General features: G+C 71.8%; 17 protein-coding genes and 1 pseudogene. 6 read left to right on the forward strand and 12 right to left on the reverse strand.

Going from position 1 to position 17,459, the window contains the following annotated elements:
* Nucleotides 1-340: 340 nt before the first annotated feature.
* Complete coding sequence (locus AC156L_RS15065; protein ID WP_330876544.1) at nt 341-712, reverse strand: hypothetical protein; 372 nt, start codon at nt 710-712, stop codon at nt 341-343.
* On the opposite strand from AC156L_RS15065, the pseudogene AC156L_RS15070 reads away from it, so the two are divergent.
* Together AC156L_RS15070 and AC156L_RS15075 are read left to right on the forward strand one after the other, a co-directional pair.
* Nucleotides 687-1,130, forward strand: a pseudogene (locus AC156L_RS15070) (helix-turn-helix transcriptional regulator); the annotation flags it as partial. The gene AC156L_RS15065 and the pseudogene AC156L_RS15070 overlap by 26 nt on opposite strands.
* Nucleotides 1,131-1,594: 464 nt before the next feature.
* Nucleotides 1,595-3,052: a serine/threonine-protein kinase gene (locus tag AC156L_RS15075; protein ID WP_330876433.1), complete on the forward strand. Its 1,458-nt coding sequence runs from the start codon at nt 1,595-1,597 to the stop codon at nt 3,050-3,052.
* A gap of 185 nt (nt 3,053-3,237) precedes the next feature.
* On the opposite strand, the gene AC156L_RS15080 is transcribed toward AC156L_RS15075, so the two are convergent.
* The 5 genes from AC156L_RS15080 to AC156L_RS15100 all read right to left on the reverse strand — a co-directional run bounded on the left by AC156L_RS15080 (nt 3,238) and on the right by AC156L_RS15100 (nt 7,392).
* Nucleotides 3,238-4,062, reverse strand: coding sequence for a TY-Chap domain-containing protein (locus tag AC156L_RS15080; protein WP_330876432.1), 825 nt, complete (start codon nt 4,060-4,062; stop codon nt 3,238-3,240).
* On the reverse strand, nt 4,059-4,220 hold the full coding sequence (locus AC156L_RS15085) for a hypothetical protein (RefSeq protein ID WP_330876431.1): 162 nt from the start codon (nt 4,218-4,220) through the stop codon (nt 4,059-4,061). Before AC156L_RS15085 ends, AC156L_RS15080 begins: the two co-directional genes overlap by 4 nt.
* Before the next feature lie 98 nt (nt 4,221-4,318).
* Nucleotides 4,319-5,536 carry an MFS transporter gene (locus tag AC156L_RS15090; protein WP_330876430.1) on the reverse strand — a complete coding sequence of 406 codons (1,218 nt, stop codon included), beginning with the start codon at nt 5,534-5,536 and terminating at the stop codon, nt 4,319-4,321.
* A gap of 272 nt (nt 5,537-5,808) precedes the next feature.
* The gene (locus AC156L_RS15095; RefSeq protein WP_330876429.1) at nt 5,809-6,315 is read right to left on the reverse strand and encodes a GNAT family N-acetyltransferase; all 507 of its coding nucleotides are present in this window, start codon (nt 6,313-6,315) and stop codon (nt 5,809-5,811) included.
* Between the two features lie 261 nt (nt 6,316-6,576).
* A complete protein-coding gene (locus AC156L_RS15100) occupies nt 6,577-7,392 on the reverse strand; it encodes a class I SAM-dependent methyltransferase (protein ID WP_330876428.1) in 816 nt (271 codons plus the stop codon).
* A gap of 87 nt (nt 7,393-7,479) precedes the next feature.
* Between AC156L_RS15100 and AC156L_RS15105 the strand changes: the two genes are divergently transcribed.
* Entirely contained in the window at nt 7,480-7,962 is a 483-nt protein-coding gene (locus tag AC156L_RS15105) for a GbsR/MarR family transcriptional regulator (protein ID WP_330876427.1), read from the forward strand.
* A gap of 308 nt (nt 7,963-8,270) precedes the next feature.
* On the opposite strand, the gene AC156L_RS15110 is transcribed toward AC156L_RS15105, so the two are convergent.
* Entirely contained in the window at nt 8,271-8,927 is a 657-nt protein-coding gene (locus AC156L_RS15110) for a response regulator transcription factor (protein ID WP_330876426.1), read from the reverse strand.
* Entirely contained in the window at nt 8,924-10,171 is a 1,248-nt protein-coding gene (locus AC156L_RS15115) for a sensor histidine kinase (protein WP_330876425.1), read from the reverse strand. Before AC156L_RS15115 ends, AC156L_RS15110 begins: the two co-directional genes overlap by 4 nt.
* Before the next feature lie 208 nt (nt 10,172-10,379).
* Between AC156L_RS15115 and AC156L_RS15120 the strand changes: the two genes are divergently transcribed.
* Nucleotides 10,380-10,910 carry a hypothetical protein gene (locus tag AC156L_RS15120; protein WP_330876424.1) on the forward strand — a complete coding sequence of 177 codons (531 nt, stop codon included), beginning with the start codon at nt 10,380-10,382 and terminating at the stop codon, nt 10,908-10,910.
* Between the two features lie 112 nt (nt 10,911-11,022).
* Entirely contained in the window at nt 11,023-11,415 is a 393-nt protein-coding gene (locus AC156L_RS15125; protein WP_330876423.1) for an ester cyclase, read from the forward strand.
* A gap of 104 nt (nt 11,416-11,519) precedes the next feature.
* On the opposite strand, the gene AC156L_RS15130 is transcribed toward AC156L_RS15125, so the two are convergent.
* From AC156L_RS15130 to AC156L_RS15140, 3 genes are all read right to left on the reverse strand, one after another.
* A complete protein-coding gene (locus AC156L_RS15130; RefSeq protein WP_330876422.1) occupies nt 11,520-12,533 on the reverse strand; it encodes an SMP-30/gluconolactonase/LRE family protein in 1,014 nt (337 codons plus the stop codon).
* A gap of 62 nt (nt 12,534-12,595) precedes the next feature.
* Entirely contained in the window at nt 12,596-14,392 is a 1,797-nt protein-coding gene (locus AC156L_RS15135) for a PQQ-dependent sugar dehydrogenase (RefSeq protein ID WP_484406940.1), read from the reverse strand.
* A 51-nt stretch (nt 14,393-14,443) separates the two neighbouring features.
* Nucleotides 14,444-15,007, reverse strand: coding sequence for a DJ-1/PfpI family protein (locus tag AC156L_RS15140; RefSeq protein WP_330876421.1), 564 nt, complete (start codon nt 15,005-15,007; stop codon nt 14,444-14,446).
* 246 nt (nt 15,008-15,253) lie between these two features.
* Here AC156L_RS15140 and AC156L_RS15145 point away from each other — a divergent pair, with 246 nt between their 5' ends.
* A complete protein-coding gene (locus tag AC156L_RS15145; protein ID WP_330876420.1) occupies nt 15,254-16,348 on the forward strand; it encodes a ricin-type beta-trefoil lectin domain protein in 1,095 nt (364 codons plus the stop codon).
* Nucleotides 16,349-16,521: 173 nt separating this feature from the next.
* On the opposite strand, the gene AC156L_RS15150 is transcribed toward AC156L_RS15145, so the two are convergent.
* On the reverse strand, nt 16,522-17,448 hold the full coding sequence (locus AC156L_RS15150; protein ID WP_330876419.1) for an MBL fold metallo-hydrolase: 927 nt from the start codon (nt 17,446-17,448) through the stop codon (nt 16,522-16,524).
* Nucleotides 17,449-17,459 lie beyond the last annotated feature (11 nt).

Consider the following 17,459-nt stretch of genomic DNA (forward strand, 5'->3'; position numbering starts at 1 on the left):
GCTGCTGGTCAGGCGACGTGTCCGTACCCGTGGACGAGACCGCACGGGATGCGGGTGCGCGGCAGCCTGCGGGTGCCGGGATCGGCGACCGCGGTGGGGTGCTGCCGAACACCGGTTGGTCGTTGGCCGCGGGCTTGGTGAGGAGGCCTTCACGGGTCTTGAGCGCCGCTTCTCGCAGGAGTTGTCGAATACCTGGCCGTAGTGGCCGTCACGGTCGCGGCGCGGGAAAGGCGGGAACTCCATCCGGTGCCCGAGGTCGGCGACGGGGTTCCCCGACAACCCGACGCGGTTGTTGCGCGGGGCAGATCGGTGGTGCCGGGACAGCGGTCGGTTCGGCGAATCACGACACCTGGCTCGTCGCGCTGCCGAGTTCGGGCACCACCGGGGACGTACGACGTGCCAGGGCTGTCGTCCGCCGCACGGCGACAACGCCTGTCCTGACTGGATCTCGGCTGTCGGGCCGTCGGAACGAGCAGAGCACGACCGCGTCGACCCGGCGGCTGATCGCCATCGACTCCTCGGCCGCGGTTCGCGCCAGGCCCGGTGGTGCCACCGCCGTGCGGACGGGGCCGAGCGCAAGGCCGCCGGAGCCGCGGTCGCGCTCGGGGCGCTGCCGCGCCGCGGTGGTGCCGCCGCGGGTGGGGTCGGTTCGCCGGGCCCCACCCGCGGAGCCGTCACCGGTTGATGGCCAGCAGCCGGTGCTCGACCGCATGCTGGACCTGGTGCTCGTCCCCGCGCTGCGCAGCTGGTTCGACAACCCGACCGCCGACGCACCGGCCTGGTGCCGGGCCCTGGAGCTGCCGGTGGTGGGCGACGCGCTGCGGCTGATGCACGACGCGCCCGCCCACCCCTGGACGGTGGCGGACCTGGCGGCCGGGGTGGGGGTGTCGCGCGCGGCGCCCGCCCGGCGGTTCACCGCCGAGGTCGGCGAACCGCCGATGGCCTACCTCGCGAACTGGCGGATCGCCCTGGCCGCGGACCTGCTGCGGGAGACCGACCACACGGTGGGCACGATCGCGCGCAAAGTGGGCTACGCCAACGCTTTCGCGCTCAGCGTGGCGTTCAAGCGGCTGCGCGGCACCCGGCCGAGCGACCACCGCAGCCCGGAACCGGTGTGGCGGGCGAGCTGACGCCCGCCACACCGGTCCGCGGTCAGCCGGGGAGCCGCGCCGACAGCGCGTGGTCGACCACGTCGCGCGGCCCCCACCTCCGCATCGCGGGTGTACGAGCCGTCACCTCCCGCGCTGGCGAGGGGGTCGCGTCACGCCTGGGACGGACGTCCCCGATGGACTGCGAGAACAGTCCGACGTCGACACCGGCTACGCTGACCCACGCCCCACGACCCCGTGTCCAACGCCCTGGGATAAGGCCCGTCACAGTGTCCGCCAGCTCCACGGCTCGCGCAGAGCGCCGAACGCCAACCGGCACCGAGTCGAACCACCACGCGTCTCGCACGGCTGTGGTGTTCCACGGTGCCACGCCACGTGACCGAGCGCATCCCGTCGCAGGAGGCGGGGGAGCGGAGCGGGGGAGCATCGTGCGGGACGAGGTCGTTGTGCTCGCAGGCTCTGTGGGCGTCCAGGAAGGGTGATCAGTGCAGCAACAGCAAGTCATCGCCAACCGCTACGCACTGCTCGTCGAGCTCGGCCGCGGTGCGATGGGCATCGTGTGGCGTGCTCAGGACCAGCTGCTCGGCCGGGCGGTCGCGCTCAAGGAGCTGCACCCGCCGCAGGGCATCGCCGCCGAGGAGTTCGCCGTGCTGGAGGAGCGCATGCTCCGGGAGGCGCGGACGGCGGGCAGGCTGAACCACCCCGCGGTGGTGACCGTCTACGACGTCGTCCGGGAGAACGGGCGCATCTACCTGGCGATGGAACTGGTCGACGCGCTCGACCTCGCCACCATCGTGCAGCGGCGCGGACCGCGCGACTCGGAGTGGATGGCGCACGTCGCGTTGCAGGTGCTGGGGGCGCTGGAGACCGCGCACCAGGCGGGCATCGTGCACCGGGACGTCAAGCCCAGCAACATCATGGTGCGCCCGGACGGCGCCGTGAAGCTCACCGACTTCGGCATCGCACAGGCGATGGACGACCCGCGGCTCACCCACAACGGCGGCATCGTCGGGTCGCCCGCGTACATGTCACCGGACCGCCTCAGCGGCTGGGAAGCCTCGCCCGCCTCGGACCTGTGGGCGCTCGGCGTCACGATGGCGCACGCGGTCGAGGGCATCAGCCCGTTCGAACGCACCTCCACCGCGTCGACCCTGCACGCGGTCATGAACGAGCCGCCGGTGCTGCGCCGGGCCTCGCCCGCGCTCGCCGACGTGATCCGCGGCCTGCTGACCGCTGACCCGGCACGCCGCCTGACGGCTCCCCAGGCACGTCACATGCTCACCGCCATCGCCCACGGCGCCGCGCCCGTTCCGTTGCCGCGCAACGGCAAGAAGAAGAACACAGGCCTCGTGGCCTCGGCGGTCGTGCTGGGCGCCGCGATGCTCGCGGGTGTCGCGTTCGCCGGTTACCAGGTCCTCAAGCCCGAGGCCACCACGTCCGGCAACGGGGACCCGGCCGCGAGCCAGAACCGGGAGGACTCCACCGAGTGGTCCGATCCCGCGTCCCTGCCGGTCGGTGCGCCCCTGCCGTCGCAGCGGATCGCCGTGTTCGGTCGCGGCGGCGACGTGCCGGAGTGGAACCTCTCAGGCACCCAGTGCGCCAAGGACTTCCTCATGCAGGGTTCGCCGGTGCGAACGAGCGCGCCGTGCGACGGCCCGCACGGCATCCAGCTCTTCTCCGCGGCGACCCCGTTGTGGGACAAGCCGAAGGACACCGCTTACCCCGGCACGCAGTGGCTCGCCGACTTCACGAAGAACTACTGCACCGAGCAGTTCAAGGTCGTCGAGCCCAAGTCGAAGGACGCCCTCGGCTACACCGGGCTCGTGCCCACCCAGAAAGAATGGGAGGCCTACGACGACGCCGCCGCGCCCGGCCGCCAGGAAGTGCTGTGCGTGCTGTGGAAGCGCGACCGGTCTTCGTTGACGGGGTCGCTCGTCGGCTAGGTGCGGGCCCCGCACGGTCACCGCGCTGAAGAACCCGCGGGCTGCGGTCGAGGCCGATGCCGTGGTGATCTCGTGGTCGGTGCCGGCCACCGCAGGCGCTCGCGACCGCAGGGTGGCCGAGGTCGTCGGCGACGCGTGTCGTCGTGGGGCCGGTGGGGTTCTCGGCAGGCGCGAGGTCACGTGGATCAGCCGAGCCCGAGTGCGGGGAACCCCACCGGGGTGGCCTCCGCGCCTGCCGGTTCGCGCCACGCGCGGTAGCGGAGTTCGTCCGGGCTGGTGATCCCGTACGCCTCGTGGAGTGCCGCGGCGCAGCACCTCGCCAGCAGCAGGAGTTCCTTCGTGAGCGCGGGGCGTCGAAGCGTGGACGTCCAGTTGGGTTGTGCGACGTCGGGCGCGACCCAGTCGAACCTGCGGAGCTGGAACTCGTCGGCGTCCTCCACGACGTCCCTCCCCGGCGCTTCCGCGTCGAGCCGGTCAGGGGCACCGGCGAACTGCACGTACCGCCTGGGGTCCGCCGTCGCGTGGACGATGAGGAACACGCGATCGGTCACGTCGCGGAGCGCGTCCGCGAGGCGTTGGGTGAACCGCTCCCAGTCGTGCGCGACCTTCCACGGCATCGGGACCGGTGTGAGCGTGGTGGTGAACTCCAGCTCCGCGTCGTCGACCGCGATCAGCTTCTCCAACGGGCCGCGGTGATCGGCCCGCTCGAAACCCTCCGCACCCGCCCGCGGATCACGCGTGGTCACCGCGTAGCCGCCCGGCCTGTCGGTGACGACCTCGACGGGCATGCCGTGGTAGGTGCCGGGGCGGGCGAGGTCGTAGCACTCCAGCACGTCGTCGTGCGCGAGGTGCTTCACGAAGGTGCGACGCCCCACCCTGGTGAACGACTCGTCGACCGCGTGGTCCGACGTGATCCACCACCTGTCGACCGTGTGCTGCAAGCGGTGGTCGACGTCGCGGTAGCGGACGAATCGTCCGGGCACCGGAAGCCGGTCGCTGTTGGTGCTCACCGGTGTCCGGCCCCGCGGTCGAGTTCGACGCCCTGAGGGGTGTCGAACACCGCGTTGAGGCCGAACGAGATCCGTCCACCGGACGAGGTGAGCCAGTCCGCGGACGTCGTCTCCACGAGGTCGCAGACCTCGACGGGCGCCATCGCTCTCCAGCTCACCTCTCGATCGTCTCACGCCGGGTCTGCGAACAGGCGGTGCGCGGACGATCCGGGCGTGATCCCGAACGCGTGGGACTCGGGCTCCCGGATCGTCGGCGCTAGCGCAGGTCGTCCTCGACGAAGCCGGGCCGTGCGAGCGCGATCGCCGGGATGATCGTCACGAGGATGACGGCGAGCAGGAACAGCAGCGGCACGGTCCACCCGCCGCTCACGTCGTGCAGCAGCCCGACGAGCAGCGGACCGAGCGCGCCGAGCGCGTACGCCACTCCCTGGGCGAAGCCGCTCAGCGCGACCGTGCCGCCGTGGGTCCGGGTGCGATCGTTGATGAGCACGAGGTTGATCGGGAACAGGATCGAGCCCGAGCCGATGAGCAGCACCCAGAGCAGTGTGAGCGTCGTGGGCGCGAGCAGCAGGCCGAGGTAGCCGAGCACGAAGCTCGCGATGCCGACGGCGATCAGCCGGCCGACAGTGCGCAGCCGCGCGACGAGCAGGGGTGCGACGAGTGCGCCGGGCACGCTCACGAGGCCGGTGACGGCGAGCAGCACACCGGCCTCGGTCGGTGTCGAGCCTGCGATGTCGCCGAGGATCTCGGGCAGCCACGCGAAAGCCGCGTAGGTGCAGATCGTGCTGGTCGAGAACGCCACGGTGATCGACAGGGCCACGCGTGACCGCCACAGCCGCGTGACGAGCGCGGGAGGCGGTGACTCGACAGCGACGGCCTCCGGGAGTCGCCCGCGGCGCTCCCGCGCGATGATGACGATCCACGGGACGAGCGCGACCACCGAGGTCACCGACCAGATGCCGAGCGAGAACCGCCAGCCGACCTGCTCGGCGACCGGAGCGGCGAGCGCGGCGGGCGCGGCCGTGCTCACGCCCACGACGCAGACGTAGACGGCGGTCAGCAGTGCTACCCGGTCGGGGAAGTAGCGCCGCACGATCGGCGGCAGCAGCACGTTGCCGATGCCCGTGCCGGCGAGCGCGACGACGCTGCCGGCGAGCAGCACCGCGAAGCCGGGGGCGAACGCGCGCACGAGATGACCGAGGGTCATGAGCGACAGCGCGAGCACGATGCCGCCGTCGAGGCCGAGGCGGCTGGCGACGCGCGGCGCGGTGAACCCGGACACCGCGAGCAGGACCGGCGGCACCGTGCCGAGCAGCCCGACACCGGTGTTCGACATCGGGATGTCCACCCGGATGTCGCCGAGGATCGGCGACATCGCCGCAACCGCTTGGCGCAGGGTGAGCGCGACGAGCACGATGCCCAGCAACGCGGCGGCGCGCCCCGCCCACAGCGGGAGGGGGCGGTGCTCGGGCACTCCCCGACCCTAGTGCGTCCTGGCCGGTCCGGGACCGTGCACTCGATCACCCGGACCGGAAGGGCGACGCTGGAACCGCTGCCGCCCCAGCAGTCCCGGTCGAGCCGGCCGTCGTGGACCACGCGGCGACCGGTCGACGGGATCCGGTGGCGGGTCCGAGCCGTGCACCACGGACTCCTCCCGCGGGCTCGGCGCGGCCTTGAGGACGTTCGTGCCGGGGGTGCCGCTGACGTCGATCGAGCGTCCACGTGGGTACCGACGGCACCGTGACGTCACGCCGTCGGTTCGGCAATCGTGATCCAGTAACGGCGGACGGGTCCGTGTCCGGTGTCCCGGACGTCCTCGAAGGCGCCGCCGAGACGCTCGATCGTCTTCGCCGAGCCGACGTTGTCGGTCGCGCAGACGAGCAGCACGCGGTCCATGCCGAGCACCCGCGCTTCGTCGAGCATCCGGCCCAGCGCCCAGGAGGCCAGCCCGCGCCGCCGCGCGGACGGCCGGATGCCGAAGCCGAGGTGGCCCGCCCACCGCACGTGGTCGGTGAACCCGTGGCGCAGCGCGATCCCGCCGAGCACCTGGTCGTCCTCGACGATCCACCGGCACATGGCCCGCTCCGACTCCTCGGCCGGCCGGGCGATCCACGCCGCGAACCCGGCCTGCGAATCGACGTCATCGGTCGGTGCCAGCCCGAAGCCGTCCTCGTGGAGGCCGGGCCCCCACTCGGCGTGCGCGGCGAGCCACGCGTCGTGCAGCCGCGCGGTGGGCGCGATCAGGTCGGGCACACCTCGATCCTATCGGGACGGAGACGTCCGGCGACCACTCGGCACCGGGCCGGTGGAGCTGTCCGGGTGGGCGGTCGCCGAGGCCGCTTCGACTGCTGAGCCGCGGAAGCGAGCTTCGTCCCAGTTCTGCCCGAGCCCGCCCTGCGACGGTGTGCGGTCGTGCGTCGGGCGCCTGGCCACCTCATCGCTCTGCGGTCGTGGGGGCGACCTGCTCCGAGGACCGGGAGCGAACCCGGGGTGAACCTCGAACCGGGCGGCGCGTCAGAACCGGAACCGCACGATGCGGGTGGACCGCCTCAGGCCCGGCAGCAGGTTCATGAGCCGGTACGCGCGGCGCACGCCCGCGGGTGCCTTGGCCGTGATCAGCGGCGAGTCGTTCATCGGTGCCTCGTCCACGTAGGACAGCCGCGGGTGCCACCGGGCCAGCGACGCCGGGTCGTCGAAGCCGCAGTGGAACCGGGTGCCGTACCCGCGCAGGGAGGGGTCCCACTTCGACATCCGCCACCCCCACACCGACACCGTGTCGAACTGGAGCTGACCGGTGGGGAAGGCGTCGACGACGGTGGTCAGCAGCCGTCGGAGGTCGGCCTCGGTCAGGTAGGGCACCAGGCCCTCGGCGATCACCAACACGGGCCTGCCGCGCGGGATTCCGTCCAGCCACGCGAGGTCGGTGACGCTGGAGCCGATCAGGGTGCAGTGCTCGTGCGGCGGCAGGAACCGCCGTCGCAGGTCGATGACGGCAGGGTGGTCGAGGTCGTACCAGTCGACGGTGGCGGGCGGGTCGATCCGGTGCACCCGCGCGTCCAGGCCGCAGCCCAGGTGCAGCACCACCGCGTCGGGGTGGTCGGCGAGGAAGGCCAGGGCCCAGTCGTCGTGGGCCTTGGCGCGCACCACGGCGGCGAGGCCCATCTGGCTGGTGCCGAACCTGCCCCGGTCGTAGTCGGGGTCGAGGCGGCGCATCGTCCGCTCGGCGTGCTCGTCGCCGAGGATCGGGTCCGGCAGCAGGTTGTCCAGTGCCTTGGCCCTGAGGACGGGGCTGAGGGTCTTCTGCGCCCCGACGAGTCCGGTGTCGTTCACGCCGACTACAATACTCGTGTTTCACGAAATTCGTGAAATCAAAAAAGTGGCCGGCACCGTGGGGTCACGACGAGGAGAGGAGCTTCGGTGACGCGAGCGGACGACGACGCCATCGCCGGCTTCCGGGAACGGTTCGCGCAGATCATGGTCGAGTCCGGCATGCCCCGGATGGCCTCGCGCGTGTTCGCCGCGCTGATGGTCACCGACTCCGGCAGGCTGTCGGCCGCCGAACTCGCCGAGCGGCTGGACGTCGGCGCCTCGGCGATCTCGGGGGCGGTCAAGTACCTGGTGCGGGTGCGACTGGTCGAACGCGGTCGCGAACCGGGCAGCAGGCACGACTTCTACCGGATCCACGAGCACACCTGGAGCCACTTCATCAGCCAGTCAGACCCCGTGCTGGCCCAGGTGCAGGCCGGCGCCGACGAGGGAGCCGCGCTCGCGGGTCCGGACTCCCCGGCCGGGCGGCGGCTGGACGAGACCCACCGGTTCTTCGTGTTCCTGCGCGAGGAGATCAACCAGTCGATGGCCAAGTGGCGGCGGCTCCAGGCGGCCGAAACCGAGGCGGGCTGAAAGCACGACCCGGCCGCGGAACCGGCGACTCACGCAACGGCACCCGCTCCGGGACGGCCGCGAGGAACGCTCGACGATCGTCGGCGAACTCGAAACCGTGTTCACCCCCGGTGCGGGCGAACTCCGCACCCGTCAACCCCGGCGCGATCTTGCGGCCCGGCCCGGCTCAGCCGGACGACGCGCGGCCACCACCCCCGGACTGGTGTCCCCACCTCCCGTCGCGGAGGAACACCACCGGGTCAGGACACCGGCGAGGCCGACACGAGCCCTGGTCGGTCACCGCTCGGCACCACCGCCGGGCGGTCCGGTCAGCCGCCTTCGACGAGGTTCGCGTCGTGGGCCAGGATCGCCGCCTGGACCCGGTTCGACAGGTCGAGCTTGGTCAGCAGACGGCTCATGTGCGCCTTCACGGTGGCCTGGCTGTTGTGCAGCCGCTCGCCGATCTCCGTGTTGGACAAACCCCGGCCCACGAGCGCGAGCACCTCGCGTTCCCGGTCGGTCAGCACCTTGAGCCGGTTGCGGGCGTCGTCACCGACGGGGGAGTCGCGTTCGACGAACGCCGAGATCAGGTTCCGGGTCACCGACGGCGACAGCATCGCCTGGCCCTCGGCCACCACGTGCACGGCCTTGATCAGGTCGCGGGGCGGGGTGTCCTTGAGCAGGAAACCCACCGCGCCCGCCCGCAGCGCCGCGTGCACGTACTCGTCGAGGTCGAACGTCGTGAGCACGATGACCTTCGGCGGCTCCGGCAGCAGGGCCAGCGCCTTCGTCGCGGTGAGCCCGTCCGACTGCGGCATCCGGATGTCCATCAGCACCACGGTCGGCCGGTGCGCCCTCGACTCGGCGACGGCCTCGTCGCCGTTGCGCGCCTCCCCGACCACGGTGATGTCGTCGTCGGCCTCCAGCATCGTGCGCAGGCCGACGCGCATCAACTCCTCGTCGTCGGCGATCAGGACCCGGATCATCCGGCGGGGACCGCGATCGGGATCCTGGCCGCGATCCGGAAGCCGCCGCTGTCCGACGGGCCGGACTCGAACTCGCCGCCGACCAGCGTCAAGCGCTCCTTCAGGCCGGCCAGCCCGTGTCCGCCGCTGGGCAGGTCGATGCCGGTCGACCGGCGCGGCGCGTCGTTGCGCACGCTCACTTCGAGACGGTCGGGCAGGAAGCGCAGCGAGATCTCGGTGCGCGCCCCGAACGCGTGTTTGTGCACGTTGGTCAAACCCTCCTGGACGATGCGGTAGGCGGTCCGCTCCGCCACGTTCGCGAGCCGCCGCCTGCCCTCGACGCGGTAGTCGACCGGAACCCCGGCGCTGCGCGACTGCTCGACCAATTCTGCCAGGTCGTCCAGGGTCGGCTGCGGGGCCAGCGGCGCGCTGTCCTCGACGTCGTCGACCTTGAGCACGCCGACGGCCTGCCGCAACTCGCCCAGGGCCTGCCTGCCGATGTCGGCGATCCGGGTCGCCGCCTCCGCGACCGCGACGGGTTCCCGGCCGGGTTTCATCTCCAGCGCCCCCGCGTGCACGACCATCAGGCTCACCCGGTGCGCCACGACGTCGTGCATCTCCCTGGCGATCCGGGTGCGCTCCTCGGTGCGGACCTGCCGCGCCAGCAGCAGTCGTTCCCGTTCCAACCGCTGTGCCCGTTCCCGCAGGGACGCCAGCAGACCGCGCCGGGCGTTCACGTACAGGCCCAGGACGATCGGCAGCACCACGGCCACCAGGACCACGACCCCGCTGAAGCCGAGGACCAGGTACAGCGCTGCGGTGCCGGGCACGTCGGTCCAGGCCCACGGCTTGAGACCCGCGACGGCGGCCAGCAGACCCCCTCCGGCGAGCACGACGCGGGACGTCCCGCTCGCGGCGAGGGTGTACAGGGCGATCGTGAGACCCAGCAGCGTCGCGTGGCCGAACGCCTCCGCGACGATGATCACCGACAAGACGGCCGCGGGGAAGCGGCGGCGTGCGACCAGGGCGAGGGTGAACGCCGACCCCGCGAGGTGGCTGAACAGCCCGGCGACCGAGACGACCTGGGGTGTGGCGGCGGGTTGGCCGGTGGCGGCGATGGTCGGCAGGAACGGCGCCGTCCACGCGGCCAGCAGCCACGCGAGTACCGGCACCGCCGTGACGACGAGCGCCAGCGCGATGTCGAACGCCGCACCGCGCCGAGTCCTCCACCAGCCGAGACCAGGTCCTTCCCGCGTGCTGTCCACGGCAGACAGCCTAAGCCGGTCGTGTCGGGGCCGCAGTTGGCCGACCGGCTGCTCGCGCGGTCCGGAAGTCGTAGATCGCGCTGCCCGGACCACCGACTTCGGGAGGGGGTGGCGACCGCTCGCGGGCCGATGCGCCGGTCAGCGGGTGGACGACACGATTGGTCGCAGTCCGGCGAACGGCGCTCGGACCCGGAGGAAGAAGGAAACCATGGACACCGGCCTGCCGAAGGCCCCTCGCGTCACCGCTGCCGCGGACCCCGCCGACGGGCCCGTGCCACCCGAGTTGCGGACGGTCTTCGTCCTGCTGTTCACCAACCTCGGCCTGAGCGTGGTGCTGACCGTCCTGGTTTTCGTCTTCCGGGACAGCCTGGTCGACCACCAGTTGGCGCACACGGTCCTCCAGCCCGGCACCGACGTCGAGCGGTTCCGCACCGCGCTGCACCAGCAGGTGTGGTTCCGCGTCGCCGGGGTGCTCCTGGTGTCGGCCGTGTACCTGCGCGTCGGCTACCGGCTGCGCCGCGGCCACCGCGCCGCCTACCGCAGGGTCGTCTGGATCTCGATCGGCGGCCTGCTCGGCCTGCTGTCGTTGCTGCTGTCCGACAGCTACCCGTGGTGGATGCGCGTCGAGCAGCTCGCCCAGGGAGCCGTCCTGGCCGCGCTGCTCTGGTGCGTCACCCGGCCCGCCATGCGCGACCGGTTCGCCAAGGAGAAGAAGCTGAAGGCGGGCTTCCTCCGCTGACCGTCCACAACGGATCGAGCCGCGCTGCCACGACGAGCGCGCCGGGGAGCTGGTCGAGGGTGGGCGATGCGTGCCCCGCCGGTGGTCCGCGCCCGGCGCAGGCTCGATCGGCATGGGTGAGAACGCCGTCGAAGCGCGGTACCGGGGCTACCTCGACTGCCTGAACGAACGGCGGTTCGACGACCTCGGGCGGTTCGTGCACGATCCCGTCGTCCACAACGATCGGCGGCTGGGTCTGGCGGAGTTCCAGGACCTGCTGCGCCGCGACGCGGCCGAGATACCGGATCTGCGCTACGAGATCGGCCTCCTGGTGATCGCGGGCGACGAGGTGGCGTGCCGGATCGACTTCGAGTGCACTCCGAAGTCCTTTCGGGGAATGCCGCGGGCGGAGGGGAGGATCTCGTTCGCCGAGCACGTCTTCTACCGCTTTCGGGAGGGCAGGATCGCTCGCGTCCGGTCCCTGGTCGACCTGGACGCGATCCGCGCCCAGCTGGGCGTGAGCTGATGAGCCGTCGTGCCCTACCGGCATCACCGCGGCCGCCACGTGGTCCAGGGGGACAGGGCCCGTCCCGAAGGCACCGCCCGCCGTCCGCACACCGGTCGAGGCCCTCAGTAGGGGTTGCCGGGCACGTCGAGGCGAACCTGGTAGAGGCCGAACCCGCCCCCGGCAACGCCTGAGGTGAGGTACAGGGTTCGTCCGTCCGGTCCGCCGAACGCCGCGTTGGTGGTGTTGCGGCCTGCGGAGACGGTGCCGAGCCGCGTGCCGGACGGGGAGAAGACGTGGACGAGACCGTCGTCGTACGACGCCCAGTACAGGTTGCCCGCGCAGTCGACGGTCGCGCCGTCGGGCGTGCGGATGCCGGCGAACGTCGTGCGGTCACCGGTGGTGCCGTCCGGGAAGACGGTGTACCTCATGATCGCGTTGGCGTTGGTGGCCCCCACGTAGAGCGTCGTGCCGTCGGGGGACAGGACGACGCCGTTGGGCTGCGGCAGCGTGTTGTCGACGAGGCTGACCACGCCGTCGCGCACGCGGAAGACCCCGGTTCGGCCGCCTTGCTCGTCGGCGCGGTTGCCGCGCTGGTAGTCGGGATCGGTGAAGTAGGTGGTGCCGTCGCGGCCGGTGGTCAGGTCGTTCGGTGAGTTGAAGGCCCGACCGAGGTGGTTGGCCGCGACGGTCGTTCGGGTGAGGTCGGGCAGGCTGTAGGAGGACAGGGATCGGTTGTCGTGGGTGGCGGCGAGCAGCCGCGAGCCGTCGGGGGTGATCGCCAGGCCGTTGCTGCCCGAGTCGGCGATGAACGTCTCGAAGGTGGCCGGTGGCGTGTACCGGAGCACCGCCGAGGGCTGCACGCCCTGCGGGCCCGTGGGGTTCCGCATGTGGGACAACAGCAGGGTGCCCGTTCGCCGGTCCCAGGTGGGGCCTTCGAGGAAGTTGAACCCTCCCCGGACCAGTTGTGACGCCACCGCCGGCGTCGGCAGCGGAGGACCGTAGGTCGCACCGGGGACGCACGGCGAGGCCGGTGCGGCAGCGGCGAACGTGCTGGGCGACACGGCTCCCGCGACGGCGATCGTCACCGCCGCCAGCGTCCGGGCGCGGTGGTGACGCGGTGTCCCGCGGTGGGTCATGGCGACTCCTGTTCGCGATCGGTGCACCGTGCTGCGGGAGGTGGTCGCCCCCGGAGCACGGGTCACCGTCCGAGTTCGACCTCGAGGATGCTCTCGTTGCTGTTGTTGGCGATGCTGTCCTTGTCACCCCTGGTGCTGGTGGTCAGCCACAGGCCTCCGTCGGTGGACGGTTCCACGGTGCGCAGCCGCCCGTAGGTGCCGTTGAGGTACTGCTGGACGTCGGTCAGGGTGTCACCGGAGATCTCGGCCCGGTACAGCCGTTCTCCGCGCAGGCAGGCGAGGTAGAGGGCGTCGCGGACGATGGCGATGCCGCTGCACGACCCGTCGGCGACGGGGTAGGTGTGCTTGGGCGCGACGAAGTCGGGGTCACCGCAACTGCCGGTGGTGCCCTCGCAGGTGGGCCAGCCGTAGTTGCCGCCGCGGACGATCAGGTTCGTCTCGTCCATGACGGAGTTGCCGAACTCCTGCTCCCACAACCGGCCTCGGGAGTCGAAGGCCAATCCCTGCGGGTTGCGGTGGCCGTAGCTCCACACCGGTGTGCCGAAGGGGTTGTCCGGGGGGATGGTGCCGTCGCGGTTGATGCGCAGGACCTTGCCCGCGAGGTTGTCGAGCTCCTGGGCCCAGGCGCCGTTCTGGCCGTCGCCGGTGGCGATGTAGAGCGTGCCGTCCGGTCCGAACCGCAGACGGCCGCCGTTGTGGTACTTGTTGCGCGGGATGCCGGTGAGCAGCACCTGCGGGGTGCCCGTGATCGCGCCGTCGGTGTAGCGGATCCGCACGACCCGGTTGTCGGTCGAGGTGGTGTGCATGACGTACACCCACGGGTCGGTGGTGAAGTCGGCCGCCAGGGCGATGCCCAGGACCCCGCCCTCACCATCGGTGCCCGTCGCACCGGGCACGCGCCCGAGGACGGTCTTCGTGCCGGTGGCGGGATCGAGGCGGACGAGTTCGAAGGTGTCGCGGCGGCCGTAGAGCACCTGCCCGTCGGGGAAGGTGGTCAGACCCCAGGGCAGATCGGTCTCGGTGGTGACCCTGGTGACCGAGCACAGCGCGGTGGAGCAGGAACTCCCCGTGGTGACCGTGACCGCCGTGCTGGAGGCGGATCGGTTGGCCTGCGCGTCGCGCGCCCGCACCTGGTAGCGGTAGCTGGTGTCGGCGGTCAGGCCGCTGTCGGTGAACGAGGTCGCGGTGGTCGACCCGACCTGGGTGCCGTCGCGCAGGACCTCGTAGCCCGTGACGCCGATGTTGTCGGTGGACGCCGTCCAGCGCACGGTGACCGCGGTGCCCGACGCGGTCGCCGTCACGCCCGTGGGCGTGGTGGGCGGTTCGGTGTCGGACTGGCACCGCGGCACGGTGATGGTGACCGTGGAGCTGGCCTGGGAGACGTTGCCCGCGGCGTCGCGGGCGTTGACGTACAGGCCCCAGGTGGCACCCGGCACGACGGCCAGGTAGGCCGACAGGTTGGTGCCGGGTACCGAGGTCATGAGCTGTCCGTCGTGGTAGACGTCGTAGAAGGCGACGGCGACGTCGTCGGTCGACGCGGACCACGAGAACCTGACGCCCCTGCACGTCAGGTTCGAGGCGCGGGGGTTGCCCGGTGCGGTCGGCGGTGTGGTGTCGGCACCGGGGCCGACCGACCGCCACGGCTGCCGGGCGCCGTCGGTCGTGGCGCGCCCGCGCAGGTCGGGGATCTCGCCGCCGTTGCGGTCGACGAGCACGTAGGACGCGCTGGTGCCCACCGCGGCCGCGGACGCGGTGGACGGCGGGAGGACGACGCCGAGACCCGACAGCACCACGGCGCACAAGGCCGTGAGCGGCGGGCGGGAAGCGGTGGTCCTCCAGGTGGCACGCCGTTGCCGCATGGTGTTCCTCTCACCCGGTTCCAGGGGCGGACCGGCTCGTCGTGGGGACAGTCAGGCGTGAACGCGCGATTTCTCCAGCACGGACGTGAACGCACGTGACCACAGGGGGAGGTCGGGCCAGCCCCGGCAGGACACCATCGCGCCGTCGACGACGTCGGGCCCGTCCACGAACCTCGCTCCGGCCTGCTCCACGTCCGCTCGCAGCGGTGGGAAGGCCGCGGTGGCGCGGCCCCGCAGGAGACCGAGGGCGGCGGGCACCTGGGGGCCGTGGCAGATCGTGCCGACGGGAAGCCCGCGGTCGAAGAGGTGGCGGACGACGCGGGCCACGTCGGGGTCCGTCCGGATGTACTCCGGTGCCCGTCCGCCGGGGATCACCAGCCCGTCGTACTCCTCGGGGTCGACGTCGCCGAACGCCAGGTCCACGGGCAGCAGGTGGCCGGGCTTCTCGGTGTAGGCGTCCCAACCGGGCTCGAAGTCGTGGACCACGAGCTTGACCGCGCGTGTGGTGGGAGCGGCCACGATCGCCTCGTGGCCGCCTTCGCGCAGCCGGAACACCGGGTACATCGAGTCGAGTTCCTCGGCGGCGTCCGCCACCAGGACCAGCACACGAGCCATGCCCGCTCCTTTCGGCTCCACGTCCGCCACCTCGTCGAGGTGCGTGACCGACGTCGGGTCCCTCGACCGCCCGGACACCGCCTGCACAGCGCCGGGTGCCTGTGGCAGCGCTGAAGCGAACGTTAACAACTCTCGACTAGCTAAAACGAGAGGCAGTTGATTTAGCTCCTGCGCCTGCGGCACTGTGCCTGAGCAGGCCTCGTAGTTAGCGTTAACACGACGGCCGTCGAACGCGGAGGAGAAACGATGCGGACGCTCGTCAGGTCGATGATCGCTGTCGCCGCCCTGGTCGCCGGGGTGGTGTCGGGGACCGGATCCGCGGTCGCCGAGTCGAACGGCGGCGTGCGCGTGATGCCGTTGGGCGACTCGATCACCGAGGGGACCCAGGTCCCCGGCGGCTACCGGATCGGGCTGTGGCAGCGGACCGCGAGCGCCGGTTACCGCGTCGACTTCGTGGGGTCGCAGTTCAACGGCCCGGCGTCGCTGGGCGACCACGACCACGAGGGGCACCCCGGTTGGCGCATCGACCAGGTCAACGCCAACGTCGCGGGCTGGCTGCGCAACACCGACCCGCGCACCGTGCTGCTGCACATCGGCACCAACGACGTGCTCCAGAACTCGAACCTCGGCGGCGCTCCGGGCAGGCTGTCCGCCCTGGTCGACACCATCACCGCGACCGCCCCGAACGCGGACGTGTTCGTCGCGACGATCACTCCGCTCGCCAACTCCGGGCAGGAGTCCGCCGTCCGGACGTTCAACGCCGCGATCCCCGGCATCGTGCAGGGCAAGGTGAACGCGGGCAAGCGGGTCCACCTGGTCGACATGCACTCCGCGCTCACCACCGCCGACCTCATCGACGGCATCCACCCCACGGCCACCGGCTACGACAAGATGGCCGCCACGTGGTACTCGGCGCTGCGGTCCGTCGCGGGATCGATCGGCGACCCCACCGCTCCGTCCGGCAGGCAGATCGTCGGCGTCGAGTCGGGCCGCTGCGCGGACGTGCCCAACGGGAGCACCACGAACGGCACGCAGGTCCAGCTGTGGGACTGCGGTAGCCAGTCGAACCAGTCGTGGACCTACACCTCCGGCAAGCGGTTGACGTCCGGCGGCAAGTGCCTCCACGCCTCCGGGAACGGCACGGCCGACGGCACGCGGGTGGTCGTCTGGGACTGCGACGGCCAGGCGGGCCAGCAGTGGAACGTGAACCCGGACGGTTCGATCACCGGCGTCGCGTCGAACCTGTGCGTGGACGCCTCCGGCCACGGGACGGCCAACGGCACCAAGCTGATCCTCTGGTCGTGCAGCGGCCAGTCGAACCAGAGGTGGACCTTGCGCTGACCCCCCCGTGGTGGATGGACCCTCGGCACCGGCTCGACGTCCGTGGTCCGCGGGACGCCGGCGTCTGGCCGCCCGCCGGTTCGCCCGTCACGAGGAGGGCGGCGCCGTCGACGACACCGAGGCGCCCGCCGAGAACGCCGCCCGTCGCCGTGCTCGCGGTGCGCAAGACCTCGTCAGGCTCGACACGTGAGCGGGCGCCCTCCGTTGTAGGCGACCATCTCCCGGAACGCGGCGGGGATGTCGATCGGGGCTCCGGGTTCGGCCCCGCGGACCTCGGCGTAGGCCCGGTGGAGGTTGCCGACGATCCTCTCGGGTTCGCTCCACCCGGCGTGGTCGCCCAGGTCGGTTTCGCGGGCCGCGTCGAGCGGGGACAGGCCGGCCTCGACACCGCGTCGGGCCACGTCCTGCACGAACCGCAGGTAGTCCAGGGTCGCGTCGATCGTCTCCGCCCCGCACACGGGTCCGTGCCCCGGCACGATCGTCTTCGCGCCCAGCGGCGCGATGACGTCGGTGAGCGCGGCGATCGCGCCGGAGATCGAGCCGGACAGCAGGAACGGGGTGCCGCCCGAGAAGAGCAGGTCGCCCGCGTAGAGCACGGACCGCTCGGGCACCCAGAGGACGGAGTCGTTGGTGGTGTGGGCGGGTGTTCCCACGTGGCGGACTTCGCACCGGAGGTCGTCCACCCACAGCGTGACGCCACGGGTGTAGGTCAGGAACGGCGGTGCGGGCGGTACGTCGCCCTGGTCGAGGGGTTCGAAGACGCCGTCCAGCGACGGCAGGTCCTCCGCCGCGATCAACTCGGCCCTGGTGCGCTCGTGGGCGACGATCGTGGCGCCGGGGAACCAGCCGTTGCCCGCGGTGTGGTCGGGGTGGCTGTGGGTGTTGAGCAGCGTGCGGACCGGCGCGCGGGTGAGGTTCGCGACGGTGTCGGCGAAGGCGCGGGTGCGGCGTTCGGTGGAACAGGTGTCGATCGCGACCACGCCGTTCGACCCGACCAGGAAACCGGTGTTGTTGATCATCCAGCTCCCGTCGGGCTGGATGTAGGCGTAGAGCCCGCCGCCGAGGTCCTCGACCCGCGGCGCTCCGATCACGGTGGTCATCGTGGTACCTC

This window comes from Umezawaea sp. (assembly GCF_057122925.1).

What these genes read in the sequence shown, in the direction of transcription:
- AC156L_RS15065 (WP_330876544.1), bottom strand. Translation starts at nt 712, where the DNA reads ATGCGGTCGAGCACCGGCTGCTGGCCATCAACCGGTGACGGCTCCGCG.
- AC156L_RS15110 (WP_330876426.1), bottom strand. Translation starts at nt 8,927, where the DNA reads ATGATCCGGGTCCTGATCGCCGACGACGAGGAGTTGATGCGCGTCGGC.
- AC156L_RS15120 (WP_330876424.1), top strand. Translation starts at nt 10,380, where the DNA reads ATGGACACCGGCCTGCCGAAGGCCCCTCGCGTCACCGCTGCCGCGGAC.
- AC156L_RS15125 (WP_330876423.1), top strand. Translation starts at nt 11,023, where the DNA reads ATGGGTGAGAACGCCGTCGAAGCGCGGTACCGGGGCTACCTCGACTGC.
- AC156L_RS15130 (WP_330876422.1), bottom strand. Translation starts at nt 12,533, where the DNA reads ATGACCCACCGCGGGACACCGCGTCACCACCGCGCCCGGACGCTGGCG.
- AC156L_RS15135 (WP_484406940.1), bottom strand. Translation starts at nt 14,392, where the DNA reads ATGCGGCAACGGCGTGCCACCTGGAGGACCACCGCTTCCCGCCCGCCG.
- AC156L_RS15140 (WP_330876421.1), bottom strand. Translation starts at nt 15,007, where the DNA reads ATGGCTCGTGTGCTGGTCCTGGTGGCGGACGCCGCCGAGGAACTCGAC.
- AC156L_RS15145 (WP_330876420.1), top strand. Translation starts at nt 15,254, where the DNA reads ATGCGGACGCTCGTCAGGTCGATGATCGCTGTCGCCGCCCTGGTCGCC.
- AC156L_RS15150 (WP_330876419.1), bottom strand. Translation starts at nt 17,448, where the DNA reads ATGACCACCGTGATCGGAGCGCCGCGGGTCGAGGACCTCGGCGGCGGG.